This is a genomic window from Pseudomonas sp. B3G-3, from assembly GCF_028640915.1.
Classification (GTDB): Bacteria; Pseudomonadota; Gammaproteobacteria; order Pseudomonadales; family Pseudomonadaceae; genus Aquipseudomonas; species Aquipseudomonas chlororaphis_I.
On the sequence record NZ_JAQZAB010000133.1, the window covers coordinates 25460 to 37290 of the forward strand.

The 11831-nt window shown below is 65.3% G+C and carries 11 protein-coding genes; 9 read left to right on the top strand and 2 right to left on the bottom strand.

Annotated elements, in window-relative coordinates; translation table 11 throughout:
- Window positions 1–37: 37 nt before the first annotated feature.
- Entirely contained in the window at window positions 38–859 is an 822-nt protein-coding gene (lgt, locus tag PVZ80_RS30220; protein ID WP_025807131.1) for a prolipoprotein diacylglyceryl transferase, read from the top strand.
- A 47-nt stretch (window positions 860–906) separates the two neighbouring features.
- Window positions 907–1878 carry a thymidylate synthase gene (locus PVZ80_RS30225; RefSeq protein WP_038636022.1) on the top strand — a complete coding sequence of 324 codons (972 nt, stop codon included), beginning with the start codon at window positions 907–909 and terminating at the stop codon, window positions 1876–1878.
- A gap of 105 nt (window positions 1879–1983) precedes the next feature.
- Here PVZ80_RS30225 and cadR read toward each other — a convergent pair whose 3' ends face one another.
- Window positions 1984–2433, bottom strand: coding sequence for a Cd(II)/Pb(II)-responsive transcriptional regulator (gene cadR / locus PVZ80_RS30230; protein WP_009051350.1), 450 nt, complete (start codon window positions 2431–2433; stop codon window positions 1984–1986).
- A gap of 49 nt (window positions 2434–2482) precedes the next feature.
- Window positions 2483–2665 carry a hypothetical protein gene (locus PVZ80_RS30235; RefSeq protein ID WP_236643522.1) on the bottom strand — a complete coding sequence of 61 codons (183 nt, stop codon included), beginning with the start codon at window positions 2663–2665 and terminating at the stop codon, window positions 2483–2485.
- A 36-nt stretch (window positions 2666–2701) separates the two neighbouring features.
- On the opposite strand from PVZ80_RS30235, the gene PVZ80_RS30240 reads away from it, so the two are divergent.
- The 7 genes from PVZ80_RS30240 (at window position 2702) to PVZ80_RS30270 (ending at window position 11741) form a co-directional block, all read left to right on the top strand.
- A complete protein-coding gene (locus PVZ80_RS30240; protein WP_273864940.1) occupies window positions 2702–4900 on the top strand; it encodes a heavy metal translocating P-type ATPase in 2199 nt (732 codons plus the stop codon).
- 20 nt (window positions 4901–4920) lie between these two features.
- A complete protein-coding gene (locus PVZ80_RS30245; protein WP_009051348.1) occupies window positions 4921–5784 on the top strand; it encodes a LysR family transcriptional regulator in 864 nt (287 codons plus the stop codon).
- 222 nt (window positions 5785–6006) lie between these two features.
- Entirely contained in the window at window positions 6007–7083 is a 1077-nt protein-coding gene (locus PVZ80_RS30250; RefSeq protein WP_023967956.1) for a putative 2-aminoethylphosphonate ABC transporter ATP-binding protein, read from the top strand.
- Window position 7084: 1 nt separating this feature from the next.
- The gene (locus PVZ80_RS30255) at window positions 7085–8809 is read left to right on the top strand and encodes a putative 2-aminoethylphosphonate ABC transporter permease subunit (RefSeq protein ID WP_273864941.1); all 1725 of its coding nucleotides are present in this window, start codon (window positions 7085–7087) and stop codon (window positions 8807–8809) included.
- A gap of 64 nt (window positions 8810–8873) precedes the next feature.
- Window positions 8874–9899 carry a putative 2-aminoethylphosphonate ABC transporter substrate-binding protein gene (locus PVZ80_RS30260; RefSeq protein WP_273864942.1) on the top strand — a complete coding sequence of 342 codons (1026 nt, stop codon included), beginning with the start codon at window positions 8874–8876 and terminating at the stop codon, window positions 9897–9899.
- A gap of 154 nt (window positions 9900–10053) precedes the next feature.
- The gene (locus PVZ80_RS30265; protein WP_273864943.1) at window positions 10054–11187 is read left to right on the top strand and encodes a TIGR03364 family FAD-dependent oxidoreductase; all 1134 of its coding nucleotides are present in this window, start codon (window positions 10054–10056) and stop codon (window positions 11185–11187) included.
- Entirely contained in the window at window positions 11187–11741 is a 555-nt protein-coding gene (locus tag PVZ80_RS30270; protein ID WP_273864944.1) for a phosphonate degradation HD-domain oxygenase, read from the top strand. Before PVZ80_RS30265 ends, PVZ80_RS30270 begins: the two co-directional genes overlap by 1 nt.
- Window positions 11742–11831: the final 90 nt, after the last annotated feature.

Below are 11831 nucleotides of genomic sequence, written 5' to 3' on the forward strand. Positions count from 1 at the left end.
CGGCGCAAATCGAGTTTCACTCTAACGAGGAGTCGCAATGCTGCCTTACCCGCAGATCGACCCGGTGGCCCTGGCCATCGGCCCGCTGAAAATTCACTGGTACGGCCTGATGTACCTGATCGGCATCGGTGGCGCCTGGCTGCTGGCGTCGCGCCGGTTGAACCGCTTCGACCCGACCTGGACCAAGGAGAAGCTCTCCGACATGGTGTTCTGGATGTCGATGGGGGTCATTGTCGGCGGGCGCCTGGGGTATGTGCTGTTCTACGACCTGAGCGCCTACCTGGCCAACCCGACGCTGATCTTCGAGGTCTGGAAAGGCGGCATGTCGTTCCACGGCGGTTTCATCGGGGTGATGCTGGCGGCCTTGTGGTTCGGCAAGAAGAACGGCAAGTCGTTCTTCCAGCTGATGGACTTCGTCGCGCCGATGGTGCCGATCGGCCTGGGCGCCGGGCGCATCGGCAACTTCATCAACGCCGAGCTGTGGGGCAAGCCGACCGACCTGCCGTGGGCGATGATCTTCCCGCCGTTCAGCGATCCGGCCCAGCTGCCGCGCCATCCTTCGCAGCTGTATCAGTTCGCCCTGGAAGGCGTGGCGCTGTTCCTCATCCTCTGGCTGTTCTCGCGCAAACCTCGCCCAACCATGGCGGTTTCCGGGATGTTCGCCCTGTTTTACGGTATTTTCCGTTTTATCGTCGAGTTCGTCCGGGTCCCGGATGCGCAGCTGGGTTACCTGGCGTGGAACTGGCTGACCATGGGCCAGGTGCTGTGCCTGCCGATGATCGTTGGCGGCCTGTTCCTGATCTGGCTGGCCTACCACCGCGCTCCAGCGGCACCGGCGGCGAAAGACGCCGCGCTCTAATTCGGATCGCAGGGCGCGAGCCCTGCCTTCAAGGACACAGGTAATACATGAAGCAATATCTCGATCTGGTCGCCCACGTCATCAAGAACGGCACCAAGCAGGCCAACCGCACGGGCGTGAACACCATCAGCTTTCCCGGCGCGATGCTGCGTTATGACCTGAAAGACGGTTTCCCGGCGATCACCACCCGCAAGATGGCCTTCAAATCGGCCATCGGCGAGATGTGCGGTTTCCTTCGTGGGGTGAACAACGCCGCCGAATTCCGTGCCCTGGGCTGCAAGGTCTGGGACCAGAATGCCAACGAAAACGCCCAGTGGCTGGCCAACCCCTTCCGCCAGGGCGAGGACGACCTGGGTGAGATCTACGGCGTGCAATGGCGCAAGTGGCCGGCGTACAAGCAGATCCCCCTGAGCAACCCGGCCGCCATCGAGCAGACCCTGGGCCAGGGCTACCGGCAGATCGCCGAAGGCGAGGAAAACGGCCAGGCCTACGTGGTGCTGTACAAGGCCATCGATCAGGTGCGCCAGTGCGTGGACACCATCATCAAGGACCCGGGCAGCCGCCGTATCCTGTTCCACGGCTGGAACTGCGCCCAGCTGGATGAAATGGCCCTGCCGCCGTGCCACCTGCTGTACCAGTTCCACCCGAATGTCGAGACCCGGGAGATTTCCCTGACCCTCTACATCCGCTCCAACGACCTGGGCCTGGGCACGCCGTTCAACCTCACCGAAGGCGCGGCACTGCTGAGCCTGATCGGTCGCCTGACCGGCTACACCCCGCGCTGGTTCACCTATTTCATTGGTGACGCCCACGTCTACGAAAACCACCTGGACATGCTCAACGAACAGCTCAAGCGCGAGCCGTTCCCGATGCCGAAGCTAGTGATTTCCGAGCGTGTACCGGAGTTTGCCAAGACCGGCGTGTACGAGCCGGAGTGGCTGGAAAAGGTCGAGCCGAGCGACTTCTCGCTGGAAGGCTACGAGCACCACGCGCCGATGACCGCGCCGATGGCGGTCTGATCCACCCTCTGTAGGAGCGAGCTTGCTCGCGATCAGCCGCCAGGCTGAGATTTGCGGTGCTCACCTCACCGCTATCGCGAGCAAGCTCGCTCCTACAGGGTTTGTCTAGTGGCCGTGGCTACGGCCCACGTGAGAGTCCTCGGCCTCGCTGGGGGCCACCGAGCCGCTGACTTCCAGGCTCTGCAAAATCCCGCACTGATCCAGATCCGGCCCTTCGCTGCAGCGTTGGCGCAGGTCGAGCAGCTGTGTCTGCAAGGCCAGCAGCCCGTCGATCCGCGCCTTGACGTGGTGGATATGCTCGTCGATCAACGCATTCACGCTCTGGCACTGGTCCTGCGGGCTGTCGCGCAGGTTCAGCAGGCTGCGGATTTCCTCGAGGGTCATGTCCAGGCTGCGGCAGTTGCGGATGAAGGTCAGGCGTTCGGTGTGGGCCTGGGTATACAGACGGTAATTGCCTTCGCTGCGGGCCGGTTCCGGCAGCAGGCCTTCGCGCTCGTAGTAACGGATGGTTTCGACCTGACAGTCGGTCAGCTTCGCCAGCTCGCCAATTTTCATCGCGACAATCTCCGAAAGGGTGCTTGACCCTATAGTGGCTACAGGGTGTTCACTTGGCAACAGGCACCTTTTCGGACGCGACCTTATGAGCGATTCGTTGCACACCCCTGGCAAACCCGGCGCTGGTTCCAAGCATGCTGGCCACGATCACGATCACGATCACGATCACGATCACGATCACGGCCATGGCGCAAAACTGCATCCGGTGAAAAAACACGATCATGCCGGTCACGGCGGTTCCTGCTGTTCAGCGCCGTCGTTGGTCCAGTTGAGCGAGCCCCAGGCTGACAGCCATGGTGATGCCTGTTGTTCGTCGGCCGCCGCGCCATCGCTGGTCAAGCTCAGCGCGGCGCCGAGCGCCAATGCGCGCCTGAGCAGCTTTCGCATCGACGCCATGGACTGCCCGACCGAGCAGACGCTGATCCAGAACAAGCTGGGCAAGCTGGCGGGTGTGCAGCAACTGGAGTTCAACCTGATCAACCGGGTGCTGGGCGTGACCCACGACCTGCCGGACGTTGCCCCGATCATCGCCGCCATCAAGTCCCTGGGCATGGAAGCCGAGCCCATCGGCCTGGGCGGCGAGTCCGATGCCCCGGCCGCAGCACCGGTGAAAAAGCACTGGTGGCCGCTGGCGCTGTCCGGAATCGGCGCGCTGGCCGCGGAAGTGATCCACTTCACCAGCGCCGCGCCGACCTGGGTGGTGGCGGTGATTGCCCTGGTCTCGATCCTCAGCGGCGGCCTCGGCACCTACAAGAAGGGCTGGATCGCCCTGAAGAACCGCAACCTGAATATCAACGCTCTGATGAGCATCGCCGTGACCGGCGCCGTGCTGATCGGCCAGTGGCCGGAAGCGGCGATGGTGATGTTCCTGTTCACCGTGGCCGAGCTGATCGAGGCCCGGTCCCTGGACCGCGCGCGCAATGCCATCAGCGGCCTGATGCAGATGACCCCGGAGCGGGTCACGGTGCAGCAGGCGGACGGCAGCTGGCTCGAGCTGGAAGCGAAAAGCATCGAACTCGGCGCGCGGGTACGGGTGCGTCCGGGTGAGCGCATCGGCCTGGACGGCGAGGTGGTGGCCGGCAGTTCGACCATCGACCAGGCGCCGATCACCGGCGAAAGCCTGCCGGTGGAGAAGACCCTGGGCGACAAGGTCTTCGCCGGCACCATCAACCAGGCCGGTTCCCTGGAGTACCGGGTGACCGCGGCGGCCAACAACTCGACCCTGGCGCGGATCATCCACGCGGTGGAACAGGCCCAGGGCGCGCGGGCGCCGACCCAGCGCTTCGTCGACAGCTTCTCGAAAATCTATACCCCCGCGGTGTTCGCCTTCGCCCTGGCCGTGGCGGTGATTCCACCGCTGTTCATGGGCGCCGCCTGGTTCGACTGGATCTACCGCGCGCTGGTGCTGCTGGTGGTGGCATGTCCGTGCGCCCTGGTGATTTCCACTCCGGTGACCATCGTCAGCGGCCTGGCCGCGGCGGCGCGCAAAGGCATCCTGATCAAGGGCGGGGTCTACCTGGAGGGTGGCTACAAGCTCGACTACCTGGCGCTGGACAAGACCGGCACCATCACCCACGGCAAGCCGGTGCAGACCGATTTCCTGTCCCTCGACCCGCTGGCGGACAGCAGCGCCCCGGCCATCGCCGCCAGCCTGGCGTCCCGTTCCGATCACCCGGTGTCCCTGGCCATCACCAATGCGGCTGTGGATAAGCAACTGAGCCTGCACCTTGTGGATAACTTCGAAGCCCTGGCCGGCCGCGGTGTGCGCGGGGAAATCAACGGCCAGCTCTACCACCTGGGCAACCATCGCCTGGTGGAGGAACTGGGGCTGTGCTCGCCAGAGCTGGAAGAGCAGCTGTTCGCCCTGGAGAAACAGGGCAAGACCGTGGTGCTGTTGCTCGACAGCGCCGGCCCCCTGGCCCTGTTCGCCGTGGCGGACACGGTCAAGGAGTCCAGTCGCGAAGCGATCCAGCAGTTGCACGAGCTGGGCATCAAGACCCTGATGCTGACCGGCGACAACCCGCACACTGCCGAGGCCATCGCCGCCCAGGTGGGCATCGACCGGGCCCGCGGCGACCTGCTGCCCACCGACAAGCTGCAAGCCATCGAAGATCTGTATGCCCAAGGGCATCGGGTCGGTATGGTCGGCGACGGCATCAACGACGCCCCGGCCCTGGCCCGCGCAGAGATCGGTTTCGCCATGGCCGCGGCGGGGACCGACACTGCCATCGAGACCGCCGATGTCGCCCTGATGGACGACGATCTGCGCAAGATTCCGGCCTTTGTCCGACTGTCCCGCCAGACCTCGAACATCCTCGTACAAAATATCGCCCTGGCCCTGGTCATCAAGGCGATCTTTCTTGGGGTAACCTTCTTCGGGTTGGCCACCATGTGGATGGCCGTGTTCGCCGACATGGGCGTCAGCCTGTTGGTGGTCTTCAACGGTTTGCGCCTGTTGCGCAAATAAAGGGATAACGAGAGCGTGCAGTGCTGAGTGCCGAGCTGAAGGCGTTTTACATGGTGGCCCGCCTGGGCAGCATCACCCTGGCGGCGAAAAAGCTCGGCCTGAGCCAGCCCACGGTGACCACCCAGATCCGCCATCTGGAAAGCCAGTATGCGGTCGAGCTGTTCTACCGCGGCGGGCGCCGCCTCAGCGTCAGCGAAGAAGGCGCCCGGCTGCTGCCGATGGTCAAGGCGCTGTTGCAGCAGGAAGCCGATATCGAGTTTTTCCTGCGCAACAGCGGCCAGCTGCAAGGCACCCTGCGGATCGCCGCCACGGCGCCGTATTACATCCTCGATCTGGTGAAGACCTTCCGGGAGCGCCTGCCCCAGGTGGAGGTGTCGGTGGAAATCGGCAACTCGCAGCAGGTCCTGGAGTCGCTGGAGGAGTATCGGGTCGACATCGCCGCGTCCTCGCAGTTGCTGGAAGATTCGCGCTTGATCCGCCGGGTGCTCGGCAGCGATCCGCTGGTGCTGGCGGTGCATCGCAATCATCCGTTGGCGGCCCTCGATCACGTGCCCTTGAACGCCCTGGCCGGGCATACTTTGCTGATGCGCGAGCCGGGCTCCACCACCCGGCGCCTGACCGAAGAGCTGCTCGACAGCGCCCGGGTCAGCTTCGGGCCGCTGCTGGAGATTGGCAGCCGTGAGTCGATCCGCGAGGCGGTGCTGCGCAATATCGGCATCAGCATCATTGCCCGCCAGGAAGTGCCCCACGATCCGCAGTTGCGGGTGCTGACCATCGAGAACGCGCCGCAGATCGCCGAATACCTGTACTGCCTCAAGGAGCGCAAGGGCGCGCGCCTGCCGGCGGCCTTCCTCGGGCTGGCGCAGGAAATGGCGCCGGCCTGAACAGCCACCTGCTGCGCAGGTGATCGCGGGCAAGCCTCGCTCCTACAGAAACACCGCTCGGCTTCTGTAGGAGCGAGGCTTGCCCGCGATAGCGTCGCAACGGCTAACGCGATCCCCAACCCAAATCCGCCAATACCACTATCGGCAGCTTTTGCCTCACTGCCACAGTAACTACGCATTCGCTCCCTAGGATGGCCTGCATCAGCTTGATGAGGTCCGTCCATGAACAACCCGATCGCAACTGCCCTGAGCAACCCCGGCGCACCGATGAAGGTGCGCGGCATGCAGAAGCGCTTTGGCGCTTTCACCGCGCTGGATAACGTCTCCCTGGACGTGGCGGCCGGCGAGCTGGTGTGCCTGCTCGGCCCGTCGGGCTGCGGCAAGACCACCTTGCTGCGCTGCATCGCCGGCCTCGAGCGCCAGGACCGGGGCGAGTTGTACCTGGGCACTCGCGACGTCTCGCACCTGGCGCCCCAGGCCCGGGACTACGGCATTCTGTTCCAGTCCTATGCGCTGTTCCCCAACCTCAGCGTCGAAGCCAACATCGCCTACGGCCTGGCCGGTAGCGGCCGCGACGAAGTGCGCCAGCGCGTGGCGCAGATGCTGGAACTGGTGGGCCTGACCGGCAGCGAAAAGAAATACCCCGGCCAGCTGTCCGGCGGCCAGCAACAGCGGGTGGCCCTGGCGCGCGCCCTGGCCCCGGCGCCTTCGTTGCTGCTGCTGGATGAGCCGATGTCGGCGCTGGATGCCCGGGTGCGCGAGCACCTCTGTACCGAACTGCGCCAGCTGCAGCGGCGCCTGGGTATCACCACCCTGATGGTCACCCACAACCAGGACGAGGCCATGTTGATGGCCGACCGCATCGCGGTGATGAACAACGGCAGGGTCGAGCAGTACGCCACGCCGCAGGAAATCTACGATCGCCCGGCCACCCCGTTCGTCGCCGAATTCGTCGGCCAGGGCAACTGGCTGCCGTTCCGCCGCAGCAGCGACAGCCACGCCCAGGTCGGCGGGATGAACCTGCGGCTGGCGGCGGACTCTGGCAAGGCTGCTTCGGGCCGGTTGTTCTGTCGCCCGGAGGCGATCAGCGTCAATCCGCCGGTGCACGAGGAAAACCTGTTCCCGGCCAAGGTCCGGGAGATCACCTTCCTCGGCAACCGCTGCCGCATGAGCTTCGAACTCAACGAATTGCCCGGCCATCCGCTGCTGGCCGAGCTGGCCCCGGAAGCCATGCCGCGCCTCGGCGCCCAGGACATCTGGGTCGCCTTGCCACCGCGCAGCCTGCAGGTGTTTGCCTGAGATGGCCGTTGATCTGAGCCTGCCGCTACCCGCAAAACGGGCGCGCCAGGCTTCCCGTGCGGAAATCGGCGACCGCATCTTCGTGCTCGGCGGCAAGCTGGTGCTGCTCGTGCTGCTGGGCCTGGCGGTACTGCTGCCGTTGCTGGCGATCTTCTGGCGCGGCTTCAGCGGTGAAGCCGGGCAGGGCGGTGGCCTGGTCGCCGCCCGTGAACTGGTGACCAGCGCCAACTTCCACTGGCTGCTGGGCAACAGCCTGAAAGTCTCCCTCAGCGTCGCTGCCATCGTGGTACCGCTGGCCTACCTGTTCGCCTATGCCCTGCAACGCACGCTGATTCCCGGCAAGGCGATCTGGCGCGGCCTGTCGCTGCTGCCGCTGATGGCGCCATCGATGCTGCCGGGGATCGCCCTGGTCTATCTGTTCGGCAACCAGGGCCTGCTGCGCGGGCTGCTCTCGGACAATATCTATGGCTTCTGGGGCATCGTCCTCGGCGAAGTGATCTACACCTTTCCCCACGCGTTGATGATCCTGCTGTCGGCCCTGTCCCTGGCCGATGCGCGGCTGTTCGATGCCGCGTCGAGCATGGGCGCCAGCCCGGCCAAGGCCTTTCGCAGCATTACCTGGCCGGCCACCCGGCAGGCGGTGTTCGCCGCGTTCTGCCTGGTGTTCACCCTGACCATCACCGATTTCGGGGTGCCGGTGGTGGTCGGCGGCGACTATCAGGTGCTGGCGCTGGAGGCCTACAAGGCGGTGGTCGGCCAGCAGCAGTTCGGCCGTGGCGCCTTGATCGGCATGGTGCTGTTGCTGCCGGCGCTGTTCAGCTTCGGTGTCGATGCCTGGCTGCGCTGCCGTCATGGCGATTCCATGAGCGGCCGGGCCCAGGTGTTCCAGCCGGCGCCTTCTCGCGTGAGAGACGGCTGCTACCTGGCGATCGTCCTGTTGATCTGCGCGGCGCTGCTGCTGGTATTCGGCATGGCGGTGTTCTCGTCGCTGGTGAAGTTCTGGCCCTACAACCTGTCGCTGTCGCTCAACCACTACCAGTTCAACAACACCGCCGGGGGCGGCTGGCTGGCCTACCGCAACAGCCTGACCATGGCCCTGTGCACGGCGCTGATCGGCGGCGTGCTGATCTTCACCGGCGCCTACCTGATGGAGAAGACCCACGCCCAGCGCGGCCTCAACCTGGCGCTGCGCATGCTCAGCTTCGTGCCGATGGCGGTGCCGGGCCTGGTGCTGGGCCTGGGTTATGTCTTCTTCTTCAACCTCAGCGGCAACCCGCTGCATGTGTTCTACGGCAGCATGACCCTGCTGGTGGTGTGCACCATCGCCCACTACCTGACCACCGCGCAGATGACCGCCACCACCGCGCTGCGCCAGCTCGACGCCGAGTTCGAGGCCGCCGCGCTGTCGCTCAAGGCGCCGCTGTACCGCCATTACCTGCGGGTCACCGTGCCGATCTGCCTGCCGGCGCTGCTGGATATCCTGCGCTACCTGTTCGTCTCGGCCATGACCACCGTCTCGGCGGCGATCTTCCTCTACAGCCCCGACACCATCCTCGCGGCGGTGGCGGTGCTGAACATGGACGACGCCGGCAACGTCGGCGGCGCGGCAGCCATGTCGACCCTGATCCTCTTGACCTCGGCGGGCGTGTCCCTGCTCCTGGCCTGGGCTTCGCGTGGCTTGCTGCGCCGCTCCCAGGCCTGGCGGCAGACCGCGCCCGGCCACTGAATCTGTCCAACCCTCACCCCCTGTCCACCACCACAGCCCCCCACCACAGAAAAGGAACCGCACCATGTTCAAGCCCCTGGCTGTTGCCGCTGCTGTCCTCACTGCTTTCAGCATGAACGCCTTCGCCGCGAAGACCGAACTGACGGTCTATACCGCCCTCGAAGCCGAGCAACTGAAGAGCTACAAGCAGGCCTTCGAAGCCGCCAACCCGGACGTGGAAATCAAATGGGTGCGCGACTCCACCGGGATCATCACCGCCAAGCTGCTGGCGGAAAAAGCCCGGCCGCAGGCGGACGCGGTGTGGGGGCTGGCGGCCTCCAGCCTGGCGATCCTCGATCAGCAGGGCATGCTGCAAAGCTATGCGCCGAAGGATTTGGGCAAGATCGGCGGCAACTACCGCGACGCCGCCAACCCGCCGGCCTGGGTCGGCATGGACGTCTGGGCCGCGACCATCTGCTTCAACACCGTCGAGGCCGAAAAGCAGGGCCTGACCAAGCCGGTGAGCTGGCAGGACCTGACCAAGCCTGAGTACAAGGGCAAGATCGTCATGCCCAACCCGGCCTCGTCCGGCACCGGCTTCCTCGACGTCAGCGCCTGGTTGCAGACCTTCGGCGAGAAGCAGGGCTGGCAGTACATGGACGAGCTGCACCAGAACATCGGCCAGTACGTTCACTCCGGCTCCAAGCCGTGCAAGCTGGCGGCGGCCGGCGAATTCCCGATCGGCATTTCCTTCGAATACCCGGCCGTGCAGCTCAAGCGCCAGGGCGCGCCGCTGGACATCGTGCTGCCGAAGGAAGGCCTGGGCTGGGAAATCGAAGCCACCGCGGTGATCAAGGGCACCCCGCATGAAGAAGCCGCGAAGAAGCTCGCCGACTTCTCCGCCAGCCCCGCGGCCATGGAGCTGTACAAGGAAAACTTCGCCGTCCTGGCCCAGCCGGGGATCGCCAAGCCACAGTCCGAACTGCCGGCCGACTACGAGCAGCGCCTGATCAAGAACGACTTCGCCTGGGCCTCGAAGAACCGCGACCAGATCCTCGCCGAGTGGCGCAAGCGGTATGACGGCAAGTCCGAGAAGGTCGCCACGAAGTAACCGCAAGGTCTCCCTGTAGGAGCAGCCGGTCGACGCTCGATTGCTCGCGATGGAGGCCAACGATGACAAGGGCGTCCTGAATGCACGCGGTGCCCTTGGTTTTTTTCGCGAGCAAGCTCGCTCCTACAGGTCATCTCCCAAGGACAACATACACATGAGCAACCACAACGACCTGCTGATCGTCGGCGCCGGCATCCTCGGGCTGTCCCATGCCTATGCCGCGGCCAAGCGCGGTTTGCGGGTCAAGGTTTTCGAGCGCAGCGCCACGCCCCTGGGCGCGTCGGTGCGCAATTTCGGTCAGGCCCTGGTGACCGGCCAGCCGCCTGGGGTGATGCTCGACCTGGCCAGGGCCAGCCGCGGCATCTGGGGTGACTGGGCCGAACTGGCCGGCTTGCCGCTCAAGCGCAACGGCTCTTACCTGTTCGCCCGCACCGAGGCCGAAGAGCAATTGCTGCAGGCCTTCTGCGCCGGACGCGCGCGGGAGCACGGCTACCGCGTCGAACTGCTGCGCGGCGCGGCCTTGAACGATTTGTACGGCGGCCGCTTCCGCCATCATCGCGCGGCGCTGCACGGTCTGGACGACCAGCAGCTGTATTCCCGCGAAGCCCTGCCGATGCTGATCGACTACCTGCGCCGCGACCTGGGGGTGGCGTTTCATTTCTCCACCCTGGTGCGCGACATCGAGCCCGGCCAGTTGCACAGCACCGCCGGCAGCTTTCGCGCGGCGCAGATCCTGGTCTGTTCCGGGCATGACTACCAGACCCTGCTGGCTGAGCCGATTGCCGCGCTGGCGCCGCAGGTCTGTCGCCTGCAAATGCTCCGCGCCCGGCCCGAGGTGCAGCTGGACCTGCAACACGCGCTGCTCACCGGCCTGAGCTGTGTGCATTACGGCGCCTTTGCCGACCTGCCCGAAGCGGCGGCGGTGCAGGCGCAGATCCTGCGGGACGCGCCGCACCTGCACGAAAACGGCATCCACCTGCTGATCAGCCCGACGCCCTATGGCGAGCTGATCATCGGCGACTCCCACCATTACGGCAGCGACCCGTCGCCGTTCAATGCCGAACAGGTGGACACCTGGATGCTCGAACTGGCCGAACACACCCTGGGCTGCAAGGTGCAGGTAATCGAGCGCTGGCAGGGGGTCTATGGCGCCCGCGGCCCGGGGCCGTTCTCGTTCCTGCGCCCGGCCGCCGGGATCAGCGTGGCGCTGATGCACAGCGGCGTGGGCATGAGCGTCGGCCCGGCCATGGCCGAGGGCAATATCGCCCGTTTGCTGGAGGAAGCCTGATGGGGCCTGAGCAGCGGATCGCCGAGGTGTTCGGCCTGTACGAGCGTTTTGGCGACAGCGACTACATTGGCGAGCCAGTGTCGCAGCTCGAACACATGTCCCAGGCCGCGCAACGGGCCATGGCCGAGGGCTTCGACGACGAAGTGGTGTTGGCGGCGTTCTTCCACGATATCGGGCATATCTGTGTGCAGGATGCCGAGAACATGGGCGGTTTCGGCGTGGTCAGCCATGAACGGCTGGGCGCCGACTACCTGCGTCGCGCCGGTTTCAGCGAGCGCCTGGCGCGGCTGGTGGAGTACCACGTGCAGGCCAAGCGTTACCTGACCTTCAAGGAGCCGGGCTATTACGAGCGGCTCAGCCAAGCCAGCCGGCGCACCCTGGAATACCAGGGTGGAGTGATGAGCGCCGAGGAAGCCCGGGCCTTCGAACAGGACCCGCTGTGCGCGGTCAGCCTGCGCTTGCGCCATTGGGACGAACAAGCCAAGGAGCTGCGGGTGCCGGTGATGGATTTGCAGGTGCTCAAGGACAAGGCGGTGCGTCTGCTGAACCCCTGATTTTGTGGTGCCTGGAAGATGGCTATCGCGCGAATGCACCCCGCAGGACAACGAATTCGCGGTGGTCCTGCGTGCCACGATTTTTCATCC